This window comes from Bacillus sp. ISL-55, from assembly GCF_018613155.1.
Classification (GTDB): Bacteria; Bacillota; Bacilli; order Bacillales; family Cytobacillaceae; genus Mesobacillus.
The window spans coordinates 182805-209416 of sequence record NZ_JAGGQU010000018.1 but is presented as its reverse complement, the minus strand read 5'-3'; the positions used below and the strand labels follow the sequence as shown (position 1 = coordinate 209416).

Here is a 26612-nt window from a genome sequence, read left to right as displayed (position 1 = left end):
CAGTCTCTCTTTTTTGTCTTACTTTTTTATCCTTAAAAGACAGCCCGGAAAAACTGAATAACCCCCTCTACTTTGTTAGAAACTACCCTAGAGAAAAGGGGAGTCGATCATGAGCAAAGTAAACAAATTATTAGGAGACATTGAATTGACAAAGGATTTAGCGCTCCTATTGATTATTGGGGGATTGTACTCATTGAGCATTGCCCTTTCGAATACCTTTGTTAACATTTATTTATGGAAGCAATCTGGTGAACTTGCCGATCTGGCAATGTATAATTTATCGATTGTCGTTGCACAGCCGCTTACTTTCATTCTTGCGGGGAGATGGGCAAAAAAAGTCGACAGGGTTATTGTCCTCCGAATCGGCGTAATCTTTCTGGCTTTGTTTTATGTGACAGTTTTGCTTGTGGGAACGAAAGCTTCAGATTTTTTACTGTTATTAGGAGTGCTTTTAGGAATAGGTTATGGTTTTTATTGGCTTGCCTACAATGTTCTTACTTTTGAAATTACTGAACCGGAAACACGTGATTTCTTTAATGGTTTTCTGGGCATCCTTGGTTCAGTCGGCGGAATGATAGGTCCTGTAGCTGCAGGGTTCATCATTTCCCGTCTTGAAAAATTGACGGGCTATACGGTAGTATTTGGACTTTCATTGGGTCTTTTTTCAATCGCAGTGTTGCTAAGTTTTTTCCTGAAACGGAGGCCTGCCCATGGGAAGTACTGGTTTCAGCGCATTATCGCCGAAAGGAAGCATGATAAAAATTGGCGTATGGTTACAAATGCCCATTTTTTCCAGGGTCTGAGAGAGGGCGTATTTATTTTCATAGTATCTGTTTTCGTATTCATTGCTACAGACAGTGAGATGGCGTTGGGTACTTATGGCCTGATTAATTCGGGGATTTCGTTTCTTGCCTATTATCTTGTGTCTAGAATGCTTAAAAAAGAATACAGAAAAAAAGCAATCCTTGTGGGAGGAATCATTCTTTTCCTTGCCATATTTCTGCTCGTTTTCCAAGTCACATATTTCAGGCTGTTGTTGTATGCGGCTCTGATTGCAGTCGCTTATCCATTGCTTCTCGTTCCGTATGTATCAATGACCTATGATGTAATTGGACGTGGCTGGAAAGCTGCTGAAATGAGAATCGAATATATAGTAGTCCGTGAATTATTTTTGAATCTAGGCCGTATTGCTTCGATTTTATTATTTCTGGTTTCGACCCATATGTTCAATGAAGAACAGGCAATCCCCATCCTGCTTGTCATCCTTGGTAGCGGGCATACATTGATTTACTTTTTTATCAGGAAAATTCATTTGAAAGCCCCAGCATGACCGGGATGATCCCCCGGTCTTTTTTCAATAATTCGATATAATAGGAAAATATTTCTGGGTTAGTTTATTGATAGAAAAAAACGGCTACTTTCGATAAAATAAAAGATAGTGCATAATCATGGACATACAGACTGAAGAGGTGGGAGAGGCTTGAACAAGAAGAAAAAGAAGAAGACGCATGTGCCATTCAGGCTGAATATGTTGTTTTTTGCGGTTTTTGTTTTGTTTTCAATGCTAATTTTAAGACTTGGCATTGTACAAATTGTTTACGGTGAGGATTTTAAAAGGGAAATAGAACGAACGGAAGACGTTACAGTGAACAATCCTGTTCCGAGAGGGAAAATGTACGACCGGAACATGAAAACGATTGTCGATAATACGCCCAGCAAGGCTATAACATATACAAAGAGCCAGAGCACTGAGACGAAAGAGATGCTCATGGTCGCTGAACGACTCGCAAAATTGATATCAAAGGATTCTGAAGAGGATTTAAAGAAAGTCAGAGAACGAGACAAAAAGGATTATTGGATCTTAACAAATGAAGAGCGGGCTAGAGAAAAAATTTCAGAAAAAGAATGGTCACAGTATGATGAAAAAAAGCTGGATGATAAGGCCCTTTATAATCTCCAGCTGGATCGCATTACTGAAAATGAGCTCAGTGAACTAACTGACGAGGACCTCGAAATACTGGCTATTTTACGTGATATGATGAGCGGATACGCATTATCGCCTCAAATCGTTAAAAAAGAGGTAACACCTGAGGAATTTGCAATTGTCAGTGAGAACCTTGAAATGCTGCCAGGTGTCGATACAACGACTGACTGGGAGCGAAAATATTCATATGACAAAACGCTTAGGTCGATTCTAGGGAAAGTAAGTGATTCCGAAAAGGGTCTTCCGAAAGAAAAGCTTGAGTATTTTCTTGCTCACGGATACAGCCGGAACGACAGAGTCGGCTTAAGTTACATTGAACAGCAATATGAAGATGTACTTCACGGCCAGAAGGCAAAAGTAAAAAACATTACCGATAAGGGCGGAAACGTTCTGGACACAAAGGTGATTACTGATGGACAGCGTGGCAAGGACCTTGTGCTGACAATCGACATGGATCTTCAGATCGCTGTAGAAAAAATTATTGAAGAAGAATTGATGAAGGCGAAACAGACGCCAAGAACGGGACTTTTGGACAGGGCATTTGTTGTGTTGATGGACCCAAACACCGGAGAAGTGTTGTCGCTAGCCGGGAAGCAGATCGTTAAGGATGAAGAAACAGGAAAAACGGTCATGCAGGATTTTGCGAGCGGGAACTTTACAACTTCTTATAATGTCGGGTCTGCTGTTAAAGGAGCAACAATTCTAACAGGATTCAACACCGGTGCAATCAGTCCTGGTACTCAGTTTTACGATACACCGATCAAGATAAAAGGGACGAATCCGAAAAAATCTTGGAAAGCAGGATTAGGTACTCTCGATGACCGCAATGCCCTAAAGGTGTCATCTAACGTTTACATGTTCAGGACTGCAATAAATATAGGAAAAGGTAATTATAAGTATGATCAGCCATTGTATCTTGAGCCACAGGCTTTTGATACGATGAGAAACTATTTCAGTCAGTTTGGTCTTGGCACAAGGACAGGCATCGACTTGCCAAACGAGATGGTCGGATTCAAGGGAACAGAAAAAAGGCCTGGACTCTTGCTTGACTTCGCCATTGGCCAGTATGATACGTACACGACACTTCAATTGGCACAATATGTTTCAACAATTGCAAATGGAGGCAACAGGCTTCAGCCAAGGATTGTCAAAGAAATCAGAGAACCAGTCATGAAAAATAATGAGGTTGGTCCGGTGCTGAATGAATTGGAACCCGTCATCCTTAATAAGGTTGACGGCAAACCTGAATGGTTTGACAGAATCCAGGAAGGTTTTAGGAGGGTTATGCAGGAGAGAGGCGGTACGGCGTATGGAACATTTTATACCGCTGATTATAAACCGGCTGGCAAAACAGGTACTGCACAAGCTTTTTATGATGGCCCGAAAAGAAAGAATTATGATAAGCCTCCTGAAGTGATGAACTTGAGCCTAGTTGCTTATGCTCCATACGAAAATCCGGAAATTGCGATGGCTGTCATGGTTCCTTGGGCATATGAGGGGAATCAGGGGCACCATGCAAATAATGACATTGGGCGGAGAGTACTTGATACGTATTTCGAACTGAAAAAGAAACGCCTCGAAGGAAATATGAATCCCGTACAGCCAATCCAGGAGATTGAAGAGAAAGAAGAAGGAACTGAGCTTCTTGAAGAAATTGCTGAAGATATTGAACAATAAACCTGATGAAACTGTCTCTATGAGGCAGTTTTTTTTCTATTTATATGGGTATACTAACGCCAACCGGACAAACTTAATGTATTGCCTTTTTTCGACAAGAATACACAAGAATCAACGAATTTACAAAACCTTTACATTAAGTTAAAACAGTCTTAAAAGAAGAACTGTATTCTTGGTCTTGTAGGACATAACAACCACATCTCGTAGGGGGAATTAAGGAATGAAGAGTCTTAAAAAGATGGGCCTGTTTTCTATGCTGGCAGCTGTCATGGTATTCGCTGCGGCTTGTGGTGGCGGAGATAATGAAGGTGGAAATGGAGAAGAACTGGAAGGCAGCGTCGTCATTGACGGTTCTGGCACAGTATATCCATTCATGGCACAAATGGCTGAAAACTATATGGGTGAACAAGAAAATGTTTCTGTTGAAGTAAGTCGCTCCGGAACATCAGCAGGTTTCAAGAAATTCCTCGCTGAAGACGGAACTGACTACAATGATGCTTCCCGCCAGATTAAGGATGAGGAAAAAGCAAAAGCTGAGGAACTTGGAATAGAAGTACAAGAAATGAAGGTTGCACTTGACGGTATTACAATCGTCATTAATAAAGATAACGACTGGGCTGCTGAGCTTACTGAACAAGAAGTTAAAGATATCTTCCTTGCTAGCGCAGGAAAGAAAAAATGGTCTGATGTCCGCGCTGATTTCCCGAACGAAGAAATCAAAACTTACGGACCTAATGAAAACCACGGAACTTATGAGTTCATGTTTGAAACGATCCTTGAAGAACAGGACCTGCCTGAAAACATTAATTTGCAGCAGGATTACTCAACTTTAGTGGATCTTGTGTCTAAAGATAAGAATGCAATTGGTTTCTTCGGTTACGGTTATTATGAAAGCAACAAAGACAAGCTTTCTGCAGTAAAAGTAGACTTCGGCAATGGTCCAGTAGAGCCATCACTAGACACAATAAAAGAAGATGGAGACTATGCTCCCTTCACTCGTCCAGTATTCACATATTTGAACGTGAATAATGCAAAAGAAAAGCCGCAAGTATTGGACTATGCTATTTACACAATGAACAATGCACAGGATGTTGCGAGAGAGACTGGCTTCGCACCATTAGCGGACGAAGATGTAAAAGCAGTTCTTGATACCTTAAATGGCATGAAGAAGTAAACCAGACACATGAGGAGATGAGAGGTCTAGACTTCTCATCTTCTTGCGTATGAATATTATTTAATTTTCCCTTGGGTACTATAAGGAAAAGTTCTTCCTTGGATGAGAAGGATGAAAGGGGTTATTCGCGTGGCAAAAAGTGTTGTCCGAAATCACGGGCAGGAGTTGAATGTTCGTGAAATCATACAGGAAAAGAAAAAAGCCAAAAGTATCACAAATACAACTGAAAAATTAATACCAAAGATATTATTTGGTATTGCAGCGATCTCAGTTTTTACGACAATTGGAATTGTACTTACTTTACTTACTGAAACAATCGCCTTTTTTAAGGACGTTCCTATCATAGATTTTTTTACAGGCACTAAGTTGAAGCCATTGGGTGAAAATGCTGTATTCGGAGTATTGCCCCTGCTTACTGGCACACTTATTTCCACTGCAATTGCCATGCTCGTCGCCATTCCGGTCGGGTTGATGACAGCGGTATTCCTGAGTGAATATGCTTCTGAAAAAACACGAAGGCTATTAAAGCCAATTCTTGAAATTCTTGCAGGCATCCCAACGATCGTGTATGGTTTCTTTGCATTTACATTTGTAACACCACTATTAAGATCATTTATTCCAGGTCTGGAACCAACCAATATATTGAGTCCAGGGATTGTTATGGGGATTATGATTATCCCAATGGTTGCATCGCTTTCGGAAGACGCGATGAGTTCAGTGCCAAATTCGATGAGAGAAGGGGCATTGGCTTTGGGAGCAACCAAGCTTGAAGTAACCTGGAAAGTTGTCATTCCAGCTGCAATCTCTGGTATTATCGCATCTTTTGTTCTCGGGATTTCCAGAGCAATAGGCGAAACCATGATTGTGACGATTGCCAGCGGAAGTTCCAAAAATTTCACTTTTGATGTCACTCAATCTATGCAGACAATGACAGCTTATATTGTAGAAGTTACCGGAGGGGAAGCTGCTGCGGGAACTACATTGTATTACAGCCTTTATGCAGTTGCGATGACTTTATTTGTTTTCACACTGATTATGAATATGGTCGCACAATATATCTCTCGCAAGTTCAGGGAGGAATATTAAGATGAAATATGTAGATTCCACTCAAGTTCAAAAAAAGATGGGTTCTCGTTTAATGGCGAACAACCTGGCAAAAACATTATTCTTCCTGTCAACACTTTTTGGGCTGTTAGTCCTAGTTGTTTTAATTTACCGAGTTTTAAAAGATGGATTACCATGGATAAACATTGATTTTTTGATGAACAGACTATCCACTGACCCAGAAAAAGCAGGTATATGGGGCGCAATCACCGGGACTTTATGGCTGATGGTCGTAGTGGCACCAGTAACAATGGTCCTTGGTATCGGTACAGCAATTTATCTCGAAGAATATGCAACTAAAGGCCGCATTTCTTCTTTTATTAAAATGAATATTTCAAACCTGGCCGGGGTTCCATCTGTCGTATTCGGAATCCTTGGTTTGACTGTATTTGCAAGGACACTTGATTTAGGATCAGTTGTTCTGGCCGGCGGTTTGACGATGGCATTGCTTGTACTTCCTGTTGTCGTTGTGGCAAGTCAGGAAGCGATTCGTGCGGTACCTCAATTTTTGAGGGAGGCTTCCTATGGGATGGGCGCTACTAAATGGCAGACAATCAAGAATGTTGTCTTGCCTGCTGCATTGCCAGGGATCCTGACTGGTGTCATCCTTGCGCTATCACGTGCGATTGGGGAAACAGCACCCCTTGTTGTAATTGGTATTCCGGCATTGTTAATACCTATTCCAGACGGAATTTTTGATAAGTTCACGATTTTGCCAGTGCAAATTTATTACTGGACAATTGACTCTGCTCTTGTAGCTGAATATGCCAATCTGGCAGCTGCAACAATCGTCATTTTGCTACTCGTTTTGTTTGTGATGAACTCAATTGCCATCTTGATTCGTAATAAATTCCAAAAAAGATATTAGTCTGGGAGGGGTAACTTATGTCAGTAGTTACAGATAAGTCGAATGTTTCTGTAAGAGATACACAAAAATCAGCAAAAGAAGATGCCAAAAAGGTTGTATATGAAACAAAGGACCTGAACCTTTGGTATGGTGAAGGACATGCGCTGAAAAATATCAACCTTGCGATCAATGAAAATGAGGTTACAGCGATCATTGGGCCATCCGGCTGTGGTAAGTCTACTTATATCAAAACGTTGAATCGAATGGTAGAACTTGTCCCGACTGTGAAGATTTCTGGTGAAATTTTATACAGAGGAAGAAACATCCTTGAAAAATCGTACCAGGTTGAAGATCTAAGAACAAGTGTCGGGATGGTGTTCCAAAAGCCGAATCCATTCCCTAAATCTATATACGACAATATCGCTTATGGCCCTAAGATTCATGGTATCCGCGATAAAAAGATCCTTGATGAAATTGTCGAAAAGAGCTTGAGAGGCGCTGCCATCTGGGATGATGTGAAAGATCGACTGAACCAGAATGCGTACGGCTTGTCTGGTGGTCAGCAGCAGCGTATCTGTATCGCCCGTGCCCTCGCCATTGAACCGGATGTCATCCTGATGGACGAACCAACATCAGCACTTGACCCTATTTCAACACTGAAGGTAGAGGAACTGGTCCAGGAATTAAAGAAAGATTACAGTATCATCATTGTGACCCACAACATGCAGCAGGCTGCCCGTATTTCTGACAAGACTGCATTTTTCCTGAATGGAGAAGTCATTGAATTTGCTGAGACGGATAAGATCTTCTCCAATCCATCAGACAAAAGAACAGAAGATTATATTACTGGACGTTTCGGTTGATTTTTTATCTTGAAATTTCATTGGAAGGATGAGGATGCATGGTAGTTAGAGGGAAGTTTGAAGAAGATCTGAAGACATTGCATGAAAAGTTGCTGGAACTCGGGAATTTTGCGGTCAATGCACTTAACCAGTCTCTAGAAGCCCTTGAAAAAAAGGATATTGAACTTGCTTTAAAAATTCTTGAAGATGACGCGACCGCTAACCTTCTCGAAGAAGAAATTAATGATTTTGCGATATTATTGATAGCGAAGCAGCAGCCTGTAGCTGTGGATTTACGAAGGCTGATTGTTGCGATCAAGATTGCGACTGACATTGAGAGAATGGCGGATTTTGCCGTCAATATTGCCAAGTCAACAATCAGGATTGGTAAAGAACCGCTTGTTAAGCCAATTGAGCACATTAAACAGATGCATCAATTATCTGTTGAAATGCTGAAACTATCGCTGGAAGCCTATAACGAAGAGGATTTGGGAAAAGCAAGACAGGTTGCCCAGATGGACGACCAGGTTGATGACCTGTACGGACAGACGATTAAGGAGCTGTTAAGCCTTGCGCAATCGAAGCCAGAGCAGTTGGCCCAAATCACTCAGTTGTCATTTATCAGCCGTTATCTTGAACGTGCTGCTGACCACGTGACCAATATTGCCGAAAACGTCTTTTACCTTGTAAAAGGGAAGAGATACGATTTAAATCAATAAGCAATTAAGGAGCAGGGAGATTCCTGCTCCTTTTTCTAAGATTCATAAAAAAGACGAAGAGAAAGACCCTCCAGCAAGAGGGTCTTAGTTCCTGGATAAGAAAGTGAAATTTATCCCCTTAGATAAGTGTCTAGCTCCAGCGCCTAGCCCCTCGAGATGTTTCGGTCCGCCCGATGAAGTCAAAGAGCGACTTCACCAGTCGGCCCTCCAACGCTTGTCGGGGCTGACCAAGGCGCTTGCGCTTTTCTTAGTTATCTATTCTTCGTAATGATTTTCGCGATTTGGTGATAATCAAGCCCGCTTTTCAGTTCGTACTTGCCGATTTGTACCTTCGTATGGTAACCCTGATCAATCAGGAATCGCTCGAATTTGGTTTCATCGTCGATGATTCCCTGACTTTCCAGCATTGTCGCGACATCACCAGGTGACATGCCGCTGGCGATTATGAGCGTGAACTTCTTTTCCTCTTTTACTTCTTCTGCTTTTTCTGCAGGAGCTTCTTCTTTTGGTTTTTCCTCTTTCACAACTTCAGCTTTTTTCTCGTTAATTTTTGCAAACTCGCCGCTGCTCAACACCTTATAGCCTTCTTCTTCAAGAATCTTCTTGGCATCTGAAACGGCAACTTTCTTCTCTGGTTCTTTATCAGCGATGACGTTGCTGCCTGCCCAGAGGAAAATCGCTGCAAAAATAAGTCCTAATGCGAATGCTTGCGCTGTTCGTTTATTCATATGATCTGTCCTTTATCAACAAATTCATTAATAATCTCCTGGACTTCCTGGTTCGTAAGTGATGATTGCTTTGCAATTTGGTTTATATCCATCCCTTGCTGGGCAAGCGACCATACCTGATTTTTAATGATATCGTGAATCTGGTTTTTGCCGGTATTGAATGATGATTGCTTTTCAAGTGTTGTATCATTTACGAGCAATTCTTCCTCCAGTACCTTAAGCTTTTTCTTGATCTGGTATAGATCCTGGATTTGCTGGATTGTCAGCTGGTCGATTTCTTCACGCAATTCTTTATATGGATCTTTTAAAAAGAAAGAAATTGCGAAAAGAAGCGCGGCCAGGACAAAAAGACTGATGATTATGTAGCCCATCTGTTATTCCTCCCGAGCTGTTATTAGAACACATAGAATTAGTTTACCATTCAAGGTAGGAAAATTCGATTTATATTTTTTTCCTGAAAAAAAATGATAGTTTTGTCTTATTATGATTTCCAGTCGCTGTAAAGGCTGTCGAATCCCCGCCATATTTGTAATCCTAAAAGACTATTGAAAAATAAAAAAACGTTTTTGCATAGAGTATCCAGCAAGCTGCAAATTACGACAATTTGCGTTCATTGTGGCTCGCAGACGAACATGCTAACATAAATTTAACGAATATATTTTCAGTTCCATTAATATAATGATTAATTTGGGGGTGCATCGTGGCGGAGAGGACGCATTATATTAACAAGCTCCAGGATCATTTAGTTGCGAGAATCATTACACCTGGCAAGCTATTTGTTTACTGGCAGCTCCAGGATGAAAAGCTGCGGTTCATTTGCGGATATTTTTACATACCGGAAAAACAGCTCACTAAAACCCTGCGCTTATATGATCATGACTCCAGGAAAGTCATCCATGAAGTTGTTCTTCGTCATGATGTGTCAAGCTGGCTGTTCAAGGGGATTAAACCAACCGGTAATTACTACGTTGAACTGGGGATTAAACGAAGCACAGAGACATTTTTTCCATTGTTAAAGTCGAATTCGGTTATTCAGCATAACGATAACCAGCTAAAAGCGGACAAACCACTTTCACCTGGGTGGGCCCCAAAGGTGAGCACCTACACATATTATGAGAATCTTGAAGGGAGCATCCTCAAGTGATAGGCAGCCAGAGTCAAAAAGAAAAAACAATCCTGATGCTCTCATGGGAATACCCACCTCATATAATAGGCGGGCTTGCGAGACATGTACATGCACTATCAACTGAACTTGCCAAAGGTAATCAGCAAATCCATGTTATAACGAGTAAACCCTATAATAGTCAAGATTATGAAAATCATGGATCTGTCCATGTACACCGGGTCAATCCCATTAATGACCTGGATCCCGATTTCCTTTCCTGGATGGGCGGATTGAATCTTGCCGTCATTGAAGAAGCTTTGAGAACTGCAAAACATATTGGATTTGATGTTGTTCATACCCATGACTGGATGACAGGACCAGCTGCTGATTTTATTAGCCGGACATTGGATATCCCATTGATTGCAACGGTTCATGGCACGGAATTCGGCCGTAATAAAGGCATTTATACCGAGCTTCAGCAATTTATTTCAAGGAAAGAGAATGAGCTTTTCCATTCTGCAGATGAAATTATCGTAGTCAGCGATTTTATGAAAGCTGAGGTCATTTCCTTATTTAAAGTCCCCAACAACAAGATCACAGTGATCCCTAATGGGGCCTTATTAGAAAAATCAGATGAACATGATTTCGATATTGAAGAGCTATATCCGTTCATTTCCGGCAAGAAACTGGTTTTCTCAATAGGAAGAATCGTTAAGGAAAAAGGATTTCAAACTTTGATTGAAGCTGCAGAACATCTGAAACATAAAGCTCCGGAACTGTGCTTTGTAGTAGCGGGAAATGGTCCATTATTAGAAGAGTATAGGGATAAGGTTGTGGAGATGGGAATGGATGGGTTCGTCAATTTTATTGGTTTTGTTAATGAAGAAATCCGTTCCAGTTTAATGAAAAGGTCCGATGTGGCTGTTTTTGCCAGCAGCTATGAACCCTTTGGACTTGCCGCAGCTGAGGCCATTTCCGCTGGCGTCCCGACAGTCGTCGCAAAAACCGGAGGATTGCAAACATTAATTGAAGATTTTATAACCGGCTTTTATATGCAGCCAGGAAATGAACAAAGCCTTGTCCATATTATTAATTGGATTCTTGAAAATGAAGCCACCGCTAAGGAAATCGGACGAAACGGTATGATTTCAGTTCATGACAAATTCAGCTGGGAACGAAATGCAAAGTCAACAGATACACTATATATAAGAGCGATATCAAACTATTGCCATAAGGAGGGTATTAATGAAGACGAATGCTTATCTCAAAATTGACAATGAAGAGAACTTTGAATACAGCAGGAAACCATTGATTTTTAGTCCTGGCATATGGGTCAATGGAAAAGTGTATTGGCTTGGGAATGTGACTGAGAAACTTTTGCCGCAGGAAGATTTATCGATAAAAATCAAACAGGCAAATGTACATTCAAGGATAGAGTTTTTCAATCTCTATGTGACGAACCATTCCAAAGTTGGCAAAGAAGCGAAATTAATCCTGATGCAGCGTCATGCTGATACTGTTAATGAACAATTCAGTTTTGTATCTCCGAATGAAGATGTCATCTTTCACTTTGCAGATAAAAGAATTTACCTTGTAAATGGTTTGAACAGCAATGGCAGGATGAAACAGTGTACAGTCCAGCCGTTATGGAATGTGAGCACTGAACGACTCTGGAATTGCCGGGAATCAGGAAAGCTTAATTATCAGCCAATGGCAAAGGGATCTGCGGCCAGCCTTTTCTCGCTCGATTTACAAATGGGTCCTCGTGAAACACAAAAAAGCAGCTGCTGGATGATCGAAGGAAATGAAAAAAATATGGTTGTTCATCTGAATGAAATGCTTTTAAAAAACACACTAGCAATTCCCGACAAAAAGTGATATTATAGAAAAGTCGTATGCACGAACCTAGCTAGAATAGTTTGGAGGGAAATTACATGCGTGTAAATATTACATTAGCTTGCACAGAATGCGGAGAGCGCAACTATATTTCTAAAAAAAATAAGCGTAACAACCCAGATCGTCTTGAGCTTAAGAAATACTGCTCAAGAGAAAAGCGTGCAACTTTACATCGTGAAACAAAATAAGCAGCGGGATTTTTCCCAGCTGCTTTTTTGTTTGTCTAAAAACTATATAATTCATTTCTCGTCTGCTGGAAGAAATGGTATTGTTTTATACATAGGGAGTTATTGAATGGCGTTGGTAAAAAATACATATAAAACTCAGGACGTTTGGGGGAAAGACGGATGGATGCCAAAAAAAAGCTTAGAAAGACTATTAAAGCAAAACTATCAGAGCTTAGCCTGCCGCAATACGAAGACAAATCATACAGGGTCGCACAGCAGCTATTTCAAAGTGAAGAATGGATGGAAGCTTCAACAGTCGCGGTCACTGTATCAAAAGCTCCAGAGGTCGATACTTTCCAAATTATCAGGAAGGGATGGGAGCAGGGAAAAAGAGTGGTCGTCCCAAAATGCGAGCCTAAGACACGGAGACTGGACTTCAGGGAACTGAAGCGATTTTCTGAACTTGAATCCGTCTTTTATGGTTTACTAGAGCCAATCGTTTCCGAAACGAATACTGTAAGCGCTGGAGAGATAGATTTAGTCGTCGTTCCTGGACTCGCTTTTGATAAAAACGGATACAGGCTGGGATTCGGAGGAGGATACTATGATCGTTTTCTGGCAAACTATCATGGAAAAACGATTTCTTTGGCATTTCAAGACCAGATCGTTTCAGACATTCCGATTGAAGGTCATGATATCCCGGTTCGAAAAATAATCACCAGCGAAGGAGTTATCGTCATTGGAGATTGACCCGCTCTTGGTAATTGGATTTATTGCCTTATTTTCAGCTGCTGCAGGATATTTTCAGCTTTTGAAACCATCGGGAGCTTTAGCTGCTTTTTTGACCGGGATGTCCATATGGGCAGGTTTTGGTTTAAAGGGCCTTTTTTTAATGGGCGTTTTCTTTCTCACTTCCAGCCTTCTGTCCAGGTATAAAAGCAAGGTGAAGGAACACCTGGGCGAGTTACATGAAAAAGGATCAGCAAGGGATTGGGCCCAGGTAGCTGCAAATGGGGGTACTGCAGCAATTGCGGGTCTTGCACATTTTCTTTCTCCGGATCCAGTTTGGATCATTGTACTTGGTATTTCCATTGCCAGTGCCAATGCAGATACCTGGGCATCAGAACTTGGCGTGCTAAGCAGACAGCAGCCGTTATCGATCAAATCCTTCAAAAGGGTACCACGGGGAACCTCAGGAGCCATATCTGGATTTGGAACAGCCGCCTCAGCAGCAGGCTCCTTATTAATTGCTTTAACCGGTGGTTTTCTATTCGGTGAAGGAACTGGCTGGATATTGTCAGTGTTCCTCTTTGGTGTTACCGGGGCGTTGCTGGATACATTGTTTGGAGCCTATGTTCAGGCAGAATTTAAATGCGTTCGCTGCAATCTTCTTACTGAAAAATTAACCCATTGCACTCTGCCAACCAAACAGGTGTCAGGATTTAATCGGGTCAACAACGACGTCGTAAACTTTATTTCATGTTTCACAGCGGCTATTGTGGGAATGGCTTTATATAACATCCTTTAAACTTGAATTGGATATCCCATGTAACCAGGCTTGGCAGCAATCAATTAGAACTACAGGAATCGAGATGTAACAAAATGTTTATAATGATAACGTTTACTTAAATTAAAAGCGATACATTAATTCCAATAAAAACAGTACAATCTAAATGAGAAATAATTCAAGGGGGTATAACCATGAAAAATCATGTGAACCGTGTTGTTTTGGTTGGAACAGGCTTCGTTGGTTCCAGTTATGCATTTGCGATGGTCAATCAGGGAGTAACTGAAGAATTAGTACTAGTTGATCTCAATAAGGAAAAGTCAGAAGGGGACGCTATGGATTTGAATCACGGAATGGCGTTTGCTCCTTCCCAGACTAAAATCTGGTTTGGTTCATATGCAGACTGCAAGGATGCCGATTTGGTGGTGCTTTGTGCTGGTGCTAATCAAAAGCCAGGCGAAACAAGGCTTGATCTTGTAGAGAAAAACACGAAAATTTTTAAAAGCATTGTAGACGAAATTATGGCTAACGGTTTTGACGGGATTTTCCTTGTCGCAACAAACCCTGTTGATATCCTCACATATGCTGTGTGGAAATTTTCTGGACTTCCAAAGGAACGTGTCATTGGTTCAGGGACAATCCTTGATACTGCAAGATTCCGATTCTTGCTTGGAGATTATTTCAATGTAGATACCCGAAACGTACATGCCTATATTATAGGTGAACATGGCGATACTGAATTGCCTGTATGGAGCCATGCCGACATAGGCGGTAAGCCGATCGCCAAAATGATGAAAGATCAGGAACATTATAAGCACGATGACCTGGAAGAGATTTTCACGAATGTACGTGATGCTGCCTATCATATCATCCAGCGTAAAGGGGCCACCTATTATGGAATCGCCATGGGTCTTGTCCGATTGACTAAAGCGATTCTCCAAAATGAGAATTCTATCCTTACGGTTTCAGCCCAACTAAACGGCGAATATGGCCACGAGGACATCTATATCGGCGTTCCAGCTATAGTCAACCGCAACGGGATCAGAGAAATCGTCGAACTCTCCCTGGATGAAGAAGAACAACAGAAATTTGACCATTCGGTAGAAGTATTGAGAAAAGTAATGGACCCTGTCTTGAAGGGATAAGAAAAGTGGGCTGCTGATCAATGCAGCCCATTTTAAAATTTTTAATTTTTTGTAACCGTTTTCTTCTATTGTATATACTCCTTTTTAATGACTTATAAGATGGGTGGATAAAAAATTGGTTTTATTACCAAAATAAAAAGGGAGGGATTTATATGGCAAGGAAAATAATTTCGATTTTCATGCTTGGTCTGGCAGGCTATTTTGTTTTTGAGAACAGGTACAGGGTCATGAATATGCTTCTTGGCAACAGGTTTTTACGCCGGGTGGCTGTGGGATCAATCATGGGTCTGCCTGGTATTAGAAGCAAAATGATGGATTCAGTATTTTCAGGACCTTCAGAGTTTCAGTAAAGGCTGTTTTCGTATTGATTATTGTTTGCGAACCTATACTGGTATCCACATTAATCAAGGTATCGGGGCTCTTTTCGAGGAGAATTCTAAAGAGGATTTACGATCATACTCGTAAAAACCCAGGTGCCGGTTTTTACTCTTGTTGAGAAAGCTACAAAGTTTACGAAAAGAGCCTCAGTAAAAAGACCTTGTCGGGTCTTTTTCTGTTTAAAGAGCTCATGTTATCTTGCTGATGGTTCTTTAGTTTATAATAATTTTATAGAGGAAAAAATAAATACATAATAACGGTTGGGGCCGGAGCAGGAAAGTAGGGGAGATGTTGGCTTTTTTGGAAGAGTATATGTTTTGGAAGGTCACGGAATTCCTGATTGTGAAGAAGGAGTATCGTATCCTACAGTTATCGCAGGATCACGGAGAGCTATGGCTGGAAAAGACAGAAGACAAGAATACACAGATTGTTCGCCTGCTTCATTATAATCTTGATTGGAGCAACTGGCTGCAAAGGGATATCGGGATGACTGCGGAGAATGGAGACAGAATTCGCAGGAAACTTTCTAAAGGAGAGTTGAAGATTCTTAATCTTTATTTTAGTGCATATCCCCCAGTAGACGATTATGAGTTTAAAATCGCTGAACCGAACCTTTCTGAAAATGGAAAGGTAACTGTTGAGTCCATTTTATTGGATCGGGCAAATGCGTCTGAAGCATTAGGAAAAATAGAAAATAGGATTAATGGTAACATCGAGATTGATTTTGCAGAAGAAATCTCTGTCGATGATATAGAGTCTATAAAGAAGAATGCTCTTTCCAGCGCGGTTAGTCGCGCTAAGGAAGAACAATCGATTTTTAATTATGGGAAACCTTTTTTCACCTACCTATTCATTGCGGTACAGGTGCTGATGTTTCTGGTTCTTGAGGCAGCGGGGGGGAGTACGGATACATCAACGCTGATAAAATTCGGTGCAAAATTCAACCCGCTTATACTTGAGGGAGAATGGTGGCGGTTTTTCACACCAGTTATCATCCATATTGGGCTGCTCCACTTATTCATGAATACTCTCGCTTTATACTACTTAGGCACGATGGTTGAACGACTTTACGGCAATTTGCGTTTTTTGTTTATTTATGTTTTCTCAGGTTTCATCGGAGTATTGGCCAGCTTCATTTTTAGTCCAAATCTTTCAGCAGGAGCGAGCGGCGCGATATTTGGCTGTTTTGGAGCGTTACTTTATTTTGGTGTCGCCAAACCAAGACTTTTTTGGCGGACATTAGGACTGAATATTCTTATTGTGCTAGGAATCAACCTTGCTTTTGGCTTTACCATACCTGGAATCGATAATGCTGGACATATAGGAGGCCTTGTCGGAGGATTTGCATCAGCCGGTATTTTCCACCTTCCTAAAAAGAAACGTCCACTCCTTCAAGGAGCATTCCTGGCTGTTTCAGTTGCTGCAGTTTTTTTAACCTTGCAGTATGGTTTTAGCGGCAAAGCAAATTTAGTAGATGAAAGCTCAATATTGGTGCTTGCGCAACAGCATATAAAAGCGGAAGAGTATGAACAGGCAAATGAGCTGCTTACGGATTATCGCCAGTTGGAGACACTTTCAGCGGAATCATTATTCATGCTTTCATTTACCGAAATCAAGTTGGGTCAGCTTGAGGAAGCCAAAGGTAATCTTCTTAAGGTTATTGATATGGCTCCTGATTTCCATGAAGCATATTACAATCTCGCATTGATTTATTTCGATGAAAAGGAACTCAAGAAAGCTCAAACTTATGCTGAAAAAGCGGTAGAGTTAAATCCTGGGCAGGATAGTTACCGAAAAACACTTGAGCAGATTAATTACTACCTTGAAGAAGCTGCTTGAGTACGATGCTCTCACCTGAGTCAGTTTGTGTTACAACCAGCAGATGGCTCTTATCATTAGAAACCAAAATCAAAGGCATGGTACTGTCAATCGGATCAACGACAGTGCCATCGCTTTTTTTTATGCCAAGGTAATAATTTTTATATAACCCCTCCCATAGCTTCCCAACAATATTGGCAGTCTCATTTTGGGTAAAACCTTTTATAGGCTGGTCTTCGTATTGTCTAATTGTATCGAGAGGTACAGCAATATAATTCGAAGCTTTAAACCCATAAGTCTTTTCAGCCTTGTTCAAGCTTTTATTCAGTGTGTTACTTACACTCTGATCCAGGACATTCTTCCATTCCTTCTCCTGTTTACTTTTGGCGATAGAGAAGGATTGAAGTGGGCTGAAAGGAGAATCAATCACATATAACATGTCATCAGACATCCTTTGAGCGCTTGTGATTCTGTCGCCGTCACCATGCAGTTCGGAATAATGAAAAGTGATGGCGTCATACCTTGCGCTTTCCCCGTTTGAAATGAAGTCTTCCTGGTATACATCTGCTGTATCCTGCTCCCATTTGGCAGCTTTTCCTTTTAAAAGGCCGTTGACGAATAATAGCCCCATATCCTGTCTTAAGTATGCCTCCTGGTCCAACTTGGATTGCATCTTCCAATCAATCGTGTGCTTATCATTCTTCTTATCTTTTTGCAGCGTCAATGAAGTACTCGCGCTCTTGTACTGCACAGAATCATTCAATGGAAAAAAAGTGATCGTCTCCTCCGAACTGTTAATGTTCTGAAGTTGAATCATCAACGCAGAGACTGCAATGGCTAAAGCGCTAATTCCCAAAAATACATACTTTTTCATTAAGCTCACCCTTTTCAGATTGTCTGGTAGGTCGGTATAACCACTATATGATACTTGTCCGGAACACATGCAATTAAGTATGTATTTGCGTTTTTTTGTCTAAGATGGTGAAAGAAGCGGACAGGAAAATATTGGTCAGCTTATTGCTTAATAGCTGTTCCTGTAATACATGGTAAGTGCTCTTTCAATTTTAACCTGGTCTAAGACCACGGTAAGATTCATAGCCGCATCAACAAAGTCTATAAAAGAGCCTTAATGAAAGGTGTTAGGATAGAATATGGCAGAAAAAACGAAGCATCCCGTACAGGAAAATCTGAAAAATAATATTGAGTATTTAAGAGAAGAACTTGGAATTGGCAAGAGTTTTGATGTCATCCAGCTGGATGTTGAGTACGCCGGCAGGGAAATGGCTTTGTTTCTTGTAGATGGATTCGTAAAGGACGATATTCTTCTCTATATCATGCAGTTGCTTGCGAAACTTGAGCCTGGCGCCCTGGACATTGATACACTCAAGAAACTGGTCAAGACATACATCCCTTATGTTGAGGTAGAAACGACTGACGACCTTGATAAGGTAGCAGATATGGTTCTGGCCGGCCCTACGGCGCTAGCGGTAGATGGAGTGGCCGAAATCATCCTGATAGATGCAAGAACCTATCCAGTGCGCGGTCCGCAGGAACCAGATACTGAAAGGGTGGTAAGAGGTTCGAGAGATGGTTTCGTGGAAACATTGGTCTTCAATACTGCGCTTACAAGAAGGAGAATCCGTGACCGCACATTAAGAATGGAGTACATGCAGGTCGGGAGAAGGTCGCAAACGGATGTGGTCGTCAGTTATATAGAAGATATTGCCGATCCTGAGATGGTCAAGAAAGTAAAGGATTCAATCAGTAAAATTGATACGGACGGACTGCCGATGGGCGAGAAAACGATCGAGGAATTTATCTCAGGCCAGCATTGGAACCCATTTCCCACTGTAAGATACACAGAGCGCCCGGATACCGCTGCCACACATTTATATGAAGGGCATGTATGCATCATCGTTGACGGATCGCCAAGTGTCCTTATAACGCCGACAACCTTTTGGCATCATTTGCAGCATGCAGAGGAGTACCGAAATAAACCGGTTGTCGGGGCTTATCTGAGAATGGTGCGTTTCATGGCTGTATGGTCATCCTTGTTCATGCTTCCTTTATGGTATTTATTCGCGGTCAAACCAGAACTGCTCCCGGAGAAGCTGGCATTTATCGGTCCGAATGATCCAGGTCAAATTCCGTTATTTCTTCAATTCTTCCTGATTGAAATAGGAATCGATGTGCTCAGAATGGCTGCAATCCATACGCCGACCTCCCTGGCAACCGCGCTTGGACTTGTCGCCGCCTTGATGATTGGGCAAGTGGCAGTCGAAGTGGGACTGCTGACAAATGAAGTCATCCTTTACCTTGCGATTGCGGCAATTGGAACTTTCGCAACACCAAGTTATGAAATGAGCCTGGCAAACCGGCTTATAAGGATCTTCCTGTTAGTACTGACTGCAGCATTCCAGCTATACGGATTCCTGATTGGGGTCGTCCTGTTCATCATCTTGCTTGCAAGAATGAATTCCTTTGGAGTACCTTACCTGTGGCCATTCATACCGTTCAACCCGCGGGCATTCCGTGACGTGCTCGTTCGGTCTCCAATCCCATTAAAGAACAGAAGGCCGCGGATTTTGAAACCGCAGGATCCAGATCGATAAGAATTAAAAAGCAGCGCTTGCTGCTTTTTTTTTTATAGTTAAGGAAATTATAAAATTATTTAGGTGTGGATAACTGCATGTAGTTTTCTTAATCCAGCTTCAGCGCCTAGCCCCTCGAGTCGCTTGTCTAGTGCCGCCTCCTAGAAACTCCGAAACTTCAACTCCGCCGGCAGAAGCAAAAAGCGCTTCTTTGTCGGAGTCTCCAGTTTCTGCGTTTCTGGACAGTCGGCTATACTTTCCGATTTCGATCCGCCCATTGAAGTAAAAGAACGACTTCATTGGGCGGCTCTCCAGCGCTTGTCGGGGCTGAACGAGGCGCTTGCGCTTTTTGTTCTTGGTAAGACTTAATGTCATCTTGATGATCAAGCTAATTGAGAGAGGAAAGACTTTGGTTTTTGTCATAAAATCTTCTCCTGCATACTTGAGGAGGCATTCAGTATCCTTTATACTTAGATAATGGAAACATGCTCTTATTTTCACAAACATTGAGGGGATTACGTTGAAGACAATTTACGATATCCAGCAGTTCCTGAAAAAATTCGGGACATTTATTTACATAGGTGACAGAGTCGCGGATCTAGAGCTCATGGGAGCCGAAATGAAGGAACTGTATAATTCACAATTGATTGAGACAAAAGATTACCAGACTGCGATTTTGCTTTTAAGACAAGAAATCCGGATGGAAAAAGAAAAAAACGCAAATGAGAAAAGGTGATTTATTATGGCTGAAAAATGGCTTGTAGGTGTAGATTTAGGTGGAACAACAACCAAACTTGCTTTTATAAGTTTATATGGAGAAATCCTGCATAAATGGGAGATCCCAACAGATGTTTCAGACGAGGGGAAAAATATAACGGTCAATATCGCAAAGACGATTGATGCGAAGCTTGAAGAGTTAGGACACACAAAAAGTGAAATCATCGGGATTGGCATGGGGGCACCTGGTCCGGTTGACCTTGCCACGGGCGTAATTTATGAAGCGGTCAACCTTGGGTGGAGAGAACCTTACCCATTAAAAGACTTGCTCGAAGTCGAAACCTCGCTTCAGGCTGTAATCGATAATGACGCTAACTGCGCAGCACTTGGTGAGATGTGGAAAGGTGCAGGTAATGGTGCAAAAGATCTTGTATGTGTCACTCTGGGAACAGGTGTAGGCGGCGGCGTTATCACGAATGGAGACATTGTCCATGGTGTCAGCGGTGCTGCTGGTGAGATAGGGCATATTACTTCTATGGCTGAAGGTGGAGCTCCATGTAACTGTGGCAAGACTGGCTGCCTGGAAACCATTGCATCGGCAACTGGAATTGTCCGAATTGCCACTGAAGCATTGAATGAAGGGACCCAAGCAGGAGAACTGGCAGCTGTGTATAAGGAAACTGGCCATGTGACAGCAAAAGATGTTTTCGATTCTGCCAAAAGAAATGACCAATTAGCGCTGAAAGTCATTGATTCAGTTGCTTTGCATCTTGGAATTGCTCTTGCGAATATCGCCAATACTCTAAATCCTGAAAAAATCGTCCTTGGCGGCGGAGTTTCAAAAGCAGGAAATGTTTTGCTCGATCCTATAAAAGAACAATTTTTACGTAATTCTTTCCCACGAGTAGCGCAGTCAACTGAAATCAGCATCGCAACATTGGGAAATGATGCAGGTGTGATTGGTGCTGCGTGGCTGGTTAAGAACAAAATTGGATAAGGATAATCGGCAGCAGGGAGTTTTAGGGAAAAACTCCCTGTTTTTTGTATGGAAAAAGTTTCAATTTTCGGAATTTGGACATTCCTGAAACTTTTTTAGGTTTGATTCGTCTAAAATAGAGGAAAATAACAGTAATTGGTCTATGATTTTTTAGCTTTAATTTTGTTTGCTTTTTAGAAAAAAAAGTATTAAGATTATCTTTGATTCTTGAGCAAGTGGAAAAAATCACCTTAAAATTCCCATATCTGTTATTTTTAACAGGGAGGTAACAAACAAATGAAGAATAATAAATGGACTAAAGCATCCATTGTTGCGATTGCGACAATCCTGCTTTGGCTGAAGACTTATATTGCCTATAAAACTAGCTTTGATATAAAGATTGAGAACTGGAGACAGGAGATCATCCTGTTCATGAATCCATTAAGTTTCTTGATGGTCATTTTTGGAGTCAGCATGTTCATGAAGGAAAAGGCTCAGAAACGCTATATTTTCATAACAAGTTTCATAGTTTCAGCGATTCTTTTCGCGAATGTAGTGTTTTACCGTTTTTTCAATGACTTCCTGACGATACCTGTACTTTTCCAAACGAGCAATATGAGCGACTTGGGAAGCAGTGTTACAGAATTGATCAACTTCAGTGACTTGTTATATTTCGCTGATATCCTCGTATTGGCACTTCTGTTAAAAGTCAAACCAAATCTAATTGGATACCGGGAATATACCAAGGTGGACCGCAGAGCATATTTTCTTGTGGCGATCGCGATCTCATTTTTCAACCTGGGAATGGCTGAAACGGAGCGTCCGCAGCTGCTGACCAGAACATTCGATAGAGAAATGCTGGTCAAGAATATTGGGACATACAATTATCATCTTTATGATGCTTTCTTACAGTCAAAGTCTTCGGCACAGAGAGCTATGGCTGATGGCAGTGAACTGGCTGATATTGACAACTATGTGCGTGCTAACTATTTGCCGCCGAACGAGGACATGTTTGGTATTGCTAAAGGCCAGAACGTGATCATGGTTTCAATGGAATCCACTCAGAACTTTGTCATAAATCAAACTGTGAATGGTCAGGAAATTACACCTTTCCTGAACGATTTCATTAAGGAAAGCTATTACTTTAATAATTTTTATCATCAGACCGGCCAGGGTAAAACGTCAGACTCTGAATTCCTTGTTGATAACTCATTGTATCCATTAAGCCGAGGTGCAGTTTTCTTTACGCACTCTGGCAATGAATATACAGCAACACCTGAAATTTTGAATGAGAACGGCTATTTCACCGCTTCTCTGCATGCGAATAACAAGAGCTTCTGGAACCGTGACATCATGTATCAATCACTTGGATACGAGCGCTTCTATTCGTTGCCGGATTATGATGTGAAAGAAGAAAATTCAGTAGGCTGGGGAATGAAAGATATTGAGTTCTTCCAACAGTCTGTTGATCATTTGAAGGCTATGCCAAAACCATTCTATTCAAAGTTCATTACATTGACGAATCACTTTCCATTCGAATTGAATGAAGAAGATCATTATGTTGATCCTTATACTTCGAATGACAAGACAGTCAACAATTATTTCCCGACTGTCCGTTATCAGGATGAAGCTTTGAAACTCTTTATACAAAAACTAAAAGATGAAGGTCTCTATGAGGACTCAATCATCATTTTATACGGTGATCATTATGGAATCTCCGAGAACCATAATAAGGCGATGGGTGAGTATCTTGGCAAGGAAATTACACCTTTTGAAAGCACGCAGCTGCAGCAGGTGCCATTGATTGTTCATATCCCTGGTCAGGAAGGCAAGACAATTCCAACTGTAGGCGGACAGATTGACCTCAAGCCGACTATTCTCCACCTGTTGGGAATCGATACAAAGAATAATATTGACTTCGGATCAGACCTATTCTCAAAGGACCGGCTTGACTTTACGGTTCTGCGCGATGGCAGCTTCATCACGAAGGATTATGTATTCACAAGAGAAACTTGCTATGATAAATCAACTGGTGAGCCGACTGACAAAACAGCTTGTGAGCCTTTCTTTGATCAAGCAAAGAACGAGCTCGAGTTTTCCGATAAAATTATTTACGGTGACTTGCTGAGATTTTATGACGAGAAAAACGCCAGTAAAGAAAAGAGTTACCCGGAATCAAATGAGTAAATTTTTGAGAAACCTGTGCCTTAATGGTGCAGGTTTTTATAATTATTAAGGAAATTGCGTCCCTCCAGCGCTTGTCGGAGCTGAACGAGGCACTTGCGCTTTTTGTTCAAACATAAGAATGTATATATTTCTTCGAGAATTGTCCAGCTCCAGCGCCTAGCCCCTCGAGTCGCTTGTCTAGTGTCGCCTCCTAGAAACTCCGAAACTTCAACTCCGCCGTCAGAAGCAAAAAGCGCTTCTTTGTCGGAGTCTCCAGTTTCTGCGTTTCTTGACAGTCGGCTATACTTTCCAATTTCGGTCCGCCCAATGAAGTCAAAGAACGACTTCCGGTCGGCCCTCCAGCGCTTGTCGGGGCTGACCAAGGCGCTTGCGCTTTTCTTATGAAAATTATTTCTTTCAGAAAAATAAGGATGGTAATTTGCCTGGATACATGGGATATTACTTAGAGGGATTTTCTCTTTTGATTGATGGAAGTCAGTAATATTCTGTATTGAAAAATATATACGAATTTTTCGGAATTCATTGAAACATTTGCGAGTTTCTAACGTACAGATATATACATTGTTTAAAATGGGGGGGTAGAGGTGAGACAAATTAAGGATAGTACATATCGTATACCTTATGTTAGCTGGTTGTTGCTGATCATCGTCACTTCTGCACTCGGCCTATCTGCCTGCTCCCAGAAGCTTGATGCTTCATTGCATGAGGGCGCTGGTCACGGCATAAATAGTGTAAAGGAATCTCCAGGGCCTTCGTTTTTAGGAGCGGAAATTGTTCCAATCGAGATAGGGGAACAAGAAGAATTCTATAAATCTGCAGGCTGGCTAAGTGATTCAAAAATTCTATACATTTCAAATAAAGGGGAAAGCACTTCTTTATTATATTCATATAATCTTGGAACCGGGAAGGCATCATTGCTGTATAGAAGTGAGCAGCCAATCATAACGGCGGTACCAAGTCCGGAGAAGACAAAGGTGATGATTCATAGCGCGGCATCAGAGGAAGGCCATCTCACTGTTATCGATTTGACAGGGAAAGAACTGTATTCTACAAGCATTCAATCATATGAATTAACGTTTGAATGGAATGCTTTCGATGAGAATTTGCTAGTTGTTTCTGCATTTACAGAAGACTGGGATTTCAGTAGTTATTTATTGGATTTAAGGAATAATAATCTGAAAGAGATCAAACTGCCACAGCCTTTTGCAAGATGGATTTCTGAAGATGTCCTCGTTTATCAGGAGTGGGATGAAGACGGAATTTCATTAGATGCCCCGCTACGCACTTTTTCTGTGAAGGAAAACAAAACTGAAACTTTACTCAAAGATGTTTATCAATTTGATTCGCAAGGACGATACTTAATGACTGTAAAAGTGAATGAAGAAGAAAATCAAGAATCTGGACAGTATGCCTTCTTCAGGAATGGTGACAAGTCGGTCGGAAGTATTGAGGCACCGTTATTAACTTCTTTTTCTGGATGGGTCGTTCCTTTTTATGATTTAATGGAAAATGGAAAGAATTTTATTTATCTGAAGGCAACAGAGCAGGGTGAAGCGGACCTTTACGATGGTGGATTTGACTTGATGCGTTATCATTTAGAAACAGGTAAAGAGGAAGTTATTTTCACCGAAATGGCCAACGAGCCCCTTTCCTGCTCTCCCTCCGGAGAAATGTGCCTGTATGGTTTCCAGTTTGATAGGGTCTTGAATATGGAGACAAACGAGATCATTAATCTCGTTCACTAATAATTTTCAAGGAGAGATTTTGATGGCAATTGTAGATGTAACAGTGATTCCAATCGGAACACAGACACCAAGTGTCAGTTCCTATGTAGCAGATATCCAAAGAATCCTCAAGCAGTATGAAGAACAAGGCAAAATCCAGTATCAACTTACACCGATGAATACCTTGATAGAAGGTGAACTTCCTGTTCTGTTTGAGGTAATCCAGGCGATTCACGAAGCACCGTTCAATGCTGGCATCCAGCGGGTAGCCACAAATATCCGGATTGACGACAGGCGTGATGTAAAAAGGAAGATGCAGGATAAGGTAAACAGAGTTAACGAATTGCTGCAGCAATAGGAAAAGGGAAATCGAAAAGTATAGCCGACTGGCCAGAAACGCAGAAACTGGAGGCTCCGACAAAGAAGCGCTTTTTGCNNCTAGGAGGCGACACTAGACAAGCGCCTCGGTCAGCCCCGACAAGCGCTGGAGCTGGACACTAATCTTGTTGAGTAAAGCTTCTGAAATTGAAAAAAGACCACCAGCAAAGGGTGGTCTTTTTTTTGAATTAATGCGCTACTGGGAATCCGGAGTTAAGAATCGTCATGACTGTGAACCAGCCAATAACCAGGAATGTTCCTCCACCAAATACGATTCCAAGAATGTTTTTGTTTTTAAGTGCCGAGAATGTTGCATAGCCGGCAAGCAGTGTAACTAATGCGCAAATAATCGCAAAACCCATGAAAAAGCCCCCTTATAATATTAGGCAGATTATCAGCCTGTTGGATTAAAGAAATTAGGCGGCAGCCTGTTATGTAATGACAAGCATACACTCGTTTTATATTTTATAATTTTTTACATCATTTGTCGAGGTCTAATAACGCTACTTTCACCCCATATGCTTTTACTATACCCAATACCAGGTCAGTATAATGGTCTATGGTAAAATAAATGCCTTCTACAGTTGTAAAAACAAGATGTTCTTCCAGCTGTAGGAGGGCCATTTCAGTCTGAACTTCGCTGCAGCCTGTTAATCTGAAGGCTGACAAATCATTACTGAATAGAAAGAAATCGACACCAGAATGAAATCCATAATCGTAAAATTCTTCTCCAACTGTTCCGCTTGTTTTTATCAATTGATGTGTCTCTTCATGAAGGTCTGCTTCTGCGAGGAAACTGGAAGCTATATCTGCCACTTTCTGCTCACTATATATATAAATATTTTTGTGAACAAGAAGAGGAGGAGCTGCTGAAAGAAGAAGCTCTTCAAAGTCAGTCAAGTCCGATATTATTGGGTTGGCTTCGACTCCAATGAAATTTTGCATTTT

29 protein-coding genes are annotated in these 26612 nt (G+C 41.4%); 22 read left to right on the top strand and 7 right to left on the bottom strand.

Features of this window, described 5'->3' with window-relative positions:
* Positions 1–109 precede the first annotated feature (109 nt).
* The 7 genes from J7E32_RS10615 (at position 110) to phoU (ending at position 8347) form a co-directional block, all read left to right on the top strand.
* The gene (locus J7E32_RS10615; protein ID WP_214907089.1) at positions 110–1330 is read left to right on the top strand and encodes an MFS transporter; all 1221 of its coding nucleotides are present in this window, start codon (positions 110–112) and stop codon (positions 1328–1330) included.
* Between the two features lie 150 nt (positions 1331–1480).
* Entirely contained in the window at positions 1481–3661 is a 2181-nt protein-coding gene (locus tag J7E32_RS10610) for a peptidoglycan D,D-transpeptidase FtsI family protein (RefSeq protein ID WP_286182974.1), read from the top strand.
* Positions 3662–3881: 220 nt separating this feature from the next.
* Positions 3882–4835, top strand: a complete 954-nt coding sequence (locus J7E32_RS10605; protein ID WP_214907087.1) for a PstS family phosphate ABC transporter substrate-binding protein — start codon at positions 3882–3884, stop codon at positions 4833–4835.
* A gap of 111 nt (positions 4836–4946) precedes the next feature.
* Positions 4947–5921 carry a phosphate ABC transporter permease subunit PstC gene (pstC, locus tag J7E32_RS10600; protein ID WP_214907085.1) on the top strand — a complete coding sequence of 325 codons (975 nt, stop codon included), beginning with the start codon at positions 4947–4949 and terminating at the stop codon, positions 5919–5921.
* 1 nt (position 5922) lies between these two features.
* Complete coding sequence (gene pstA, locus J7E32_RS10595) at positions 5923–6807, top strand: phosphate ABC transporter permease PstA (RefSeq protein WP_214907084.1); 885 nt, start codon at positions 5923–5925, stop codon at positions 6805–6807.
* 17 nt (positions 6808–6824) lie between these two features.
* Complete coding sequence (pstB, locus tag J7E32_RS10590; protein WP_214907082.1) at positions 6825–7649, top strand: phosphate ABC transporter ATP-binding protein PstB; 825 nt, start codon at positions 6825–6827, stop codon at positions 7647–7649.
* A 38-nt stretch (positions 7650–7687) separates the two neighbouring features.
* Positions 7688–8347: a phosphate signaling complex protein PhoU gene (phoU, locus tag J7E32_RS10585; protein WP_214907080.1), complete on the top strand. Its 660-nt coding sequence runs from the start codon at positions 7688–7690 to the stop codon at positions 8345–8347.
* A 251-nt stretch (positions 8348–8598) separates the two neighbouring features.
* On the opposite strand, the gene J7E32_RS10580 is transcribed toward phoU, so the two are convergent.
* Together J7E32_RS10580 and J7E32_RS10575 are read right to left on the bottom strand one after the other, a co-directional pair.
* On the bottom strand, positions 8599–9075 hold the full coding sequence (locus tag J7E32_RS10580) for a hypothetical protein (RefSeq protein WP_214907078.1): 477 nt from the start codon (positions 9073–9075) through the stop codon (positions 8599–8601).
* Positions 9072–9446 carry a hypothetical protein gene (locus tag J7E32_RS10575; RefSeq protein WP_214907076.1) on the bottom strand — a complete coding sequence of 125 codons (375 nt, stop codon included), beginning with the start codon at positions 9444–9446 and terminating at the stop codon, positions 9072–9074. Before J7E32_RS10575 ends, J7E32_RS10580 begins: the two co-directional genes overlap by 4 nt.
* Before the next feature lie 329 nt (positions 9447–9775).
* On the opposite strand from J7E32_RS10575, the gene J7E32_RS10570 reads away from it, so the two are divergent.
* From J7E32_RS10570 to J7E32_RS10530, 9 genes are all read left to right on the top strand, one after another.
* Positions 9776–10219, top strand: coding sequence for a DUF4912 domain-containing protein (locus tag J7E32_RS10570; RefSeq protein ID WP_214907075.1), 444 nt, complete (start codon positions 9776–9778; stop codon positions 10217–10219).
* Positions 10216–11454 (top strand): glycosyltransferase family 4 protein, encoded by a 1239-nt coding sequence (locus tag J7E32_RS10565; RefSeq protein ID WP_214907073.1) that lies wholly within the window; start codon positions 10216–10218, stop codon positions 11452–11454. The genes J7E32_RS10570 and J7E32_RS10565 overlap by 4 nt, the downstream gene beginning before the upstream one ends.
* Positions 11426–12058 (top strand): hypothetical protein, encoded by a 633-nt coding sequence (locus tag J7E32_RS10560; protein ID WP_214907072.1) that lies wholly within the window; start codon positions 11426–11428, stop codon positions 12056–12058. Before J7E32_RS10565 ends, J7E32_RS10560 begins: the two co-directional genes overlap by 29 nt.
* A 56-nt stretch (positions 12059–12114) precedes the next feature.
* Positions 12115–12264 carry a 50S ribosomal protein L33 gene (rpmG, locus tag J7E32_RS10555; protein ID WP_023627313.1) on the top strand — a complete coding sequence of 50 codons (150 nt, stop codon included), beginning with the start codon at positions 12115–12117 and terminating at the stop codon, positions 12262–12264.
* 159 nt (positions 12265–12423) lie between these two features.
* Positions 12424–12993, top strand: a complete 570-nt coding sequence (locus J7E32_RS10550) for a 5-formyltetrahydrofolate cyclo-ligase (RefSeq protein WP_214907071.1) — start codon at positions 12424–12426, stop codon at positions 12991–12993.
* The gene (locus J7E32_RS10545) at positions 12983–13771 is read left to right on the top strand and encodes a DUF92 domain-containing protein (RefSeq protein WP_214907070.1); all 789 of its coding nucleotides are present in this window, start codon (positions 12983–12985) and stop codon (positions 13769–13771) included. The genes J7E32_RS10550 and J7E32_RS10545 overlap by 11 nt, the downstream gene beginning before the upstream one ends.
* Before the next feature lie 173 nt (positions 13772–13944).
* Positions 13945–14895 (top strand): L-lactate dehydrogenase, encoded by a 951-nt coding sequence (locus J7E32_RS10540; protein WP_214907069.1) that lies wholly within the window; start codon positions 13945–13947, stop codon positions 14893–14895.
* Positions 14896–15047: 152 nt separating this feature from the next.
* Positions 15048–15245 (top strand): hypothetical protein, encoded by a 198-nt coding sequence (locus J7E32_RS10535; RefSeq protein ID WP_214907068.1) that lies wholly within the window; start codon positions 15048–15050, stop codon positions 15243–15245.
* Between the two features lie 340 nt (positions 15246–15585).
* Positions 15586–17112 carry a rhomboid family intramembrane serine protease gene (locus J7E32_RS10530; RefSeq protein WP_286182970.1) on the top strand — a complete coding sequence of 509 codons (1527 nt, stop codon included), beginning with the start codon at positions 15586–15588 and terminating at the stop codon, positions 17110–17112.
* Here J7E32_RS10530 and J7E32_RS10525 read toward each other — a convergent pair.
* A complete protein-coding gene (locus J7E32_RS10525) occupies positions 17084–17965 on the bottom strand; it encodes a hypothetical protein (protein ID WP_214907067.1) in 882 nt (293 codons plus the stop codon). The two genes, J7E32_RS10530 and J7E32_RS10525, sit on opposite strands and share 29 nt — an antisense overlap.
* A gap of 277 nt (positions 17966–18242) precedes the next feature.
* Between J7E32_RS10525 and J7E32_RS10520 the strand changes: the two genes are divergently transcribed.
* Complete coding sequence (locus J7E32_RS10520) at positions 18243–19703, top strand: spore germination protein (protein ID WP_214907066.1); 1461 nt, start codon at positions 18243–18245, stop codon at positions 19701–19703.
* Between the two features lie 99 nt (positions 19704–19802).
* Here the strand turns inward: J7E32_RS10520 and J7E32_RS10515 are convergent, their stop codons facing one another.
* Positions 19803–20105, bottom strand: coding sequence for a hypothetical protein (locus J7E32_RS10515; RefSeq protein WP_214907064.1), 303 nt, complete (start codon positions 20103–20105; stop codon positions 19803–19805).
* 97 nt (positions 20106–20202) lie between these two features.
* Between J7E32_RS10515 and J7E32_RS10510 the strand changes: the two genes are divergently transcribed.
* The 3 genes from J7E32_RS10510 (at position 20203) to J7E32_RS10500 (ending at position 23562) form a co-directional block, all read left to right on the top strand.
* Positions 20203–20418 carry a YqgQ family protein gene (locus J7E32_RS10510; RefSeq protein WP_214907062.1) on the top strand — a complete coding sequence of 72 codons (216 nt, stop codon included), beginning with the start codon at positions 20203–20205 and terminating at the stop codon, positions 20416–20418.
* 6 nt (positions 20419–20424) lie between these two features.
* On the top strand, positions 20425–21396 hold the full coding sequence (locus J7E32_RS10505) for an ROK family glucokinase (RefSeq protein ID WP_214907060.1): 972 nt from the start codon (positions 20425–20427) through the stop codon (positions 21394–21396).
* A gap of 276 nt (positions 21397–21672) precedes the next feature.
* Positions 21673–23562 carry an LTA synthase family protein gene (locus J7E32_RS10500; RefSeq protein WP_214907058.1) on the top strand — a complete coding sequence of 630 codons (1890 nt, stop codon included), beginning with the start codon at positions 21673–21675 and terminating at the stop codon, positions 23560–23562.
* Between the two features lie 20 nt (positions 23563–23582).
* On the opposite strand, the gene J7E32_RS10495 is transcribed toward J7E32_RS10500, so the two are convergent.
* The gene (locus J7E32_RS10495; RefSeq protein ID WP_214907056.1) at positions 23583–23924 is read right to left on the bottom strand and encodes a hypothetical protein; all 342 of its coding nucleotides are present in this window, start codon (positions 23922–23924) and stop codon (positions 23583–23585) included.
* A gap of 222 nt (positions 23925–24146) precedes the next feature.
* On the opposite strand from J7E32_RS10495, the gene J7E32_RS10490 reads away from it, so the two are divergent.
* Positions 24147–25307 carry a YqgU-like beta propeller domain-containing protein gene (locus J7E32_RS10490; protein ID WP_214907054.1) on the top strand — a complete coding sequence of 387 codons (1161 nt, stop codon included), beginning with the start codon at positions 24147–24149 and terminating at the stop codon, positions 25305–25307.
* Positions 25308–25329: 22 nt separating this feature from the next.
* Positions 25330–25644: an MTH1187 family thiamine-binding protein gene (locus tag J7E32_RS10485; protein WP_214907052.1), complete on the top strand. Its 315-nt coding sequence runs from the start codon at positions 25330–25332 to the stop codon at positions 25642–25644.
* Between the two features lie 208 nt (positions 25645–25852).
* On the opposite strand, the gene J7E32_RS10480 is transcribed toward J7E32_RS10485, so the two are convergent.
* Complete coding sequence (locus J7E32_RS10480) at positions 25853–26026, bottom strand: DUF2759 domain-containing protein (RefSeq protein WP_214907050.1); 174 nt, start codon at positions 26024–26026, stop codon at positions 25853–25855.
* Between the two features lie 118 nt (positions 26027–26144).
* Positions 26145–26609 carry a hypothetical protein gene (locus tag J7E32_RS10475; protein ID WP_214907048.1) on the bottom strand — a complete coding sequence of 155 codons (465 nt, stop codon included), beginning with the start codon at positions 26607–26609 and terminating at the stop codon, positions 26145–26147.
* Positions 26610–26612 lie beyond the last annotated feature (3 nt).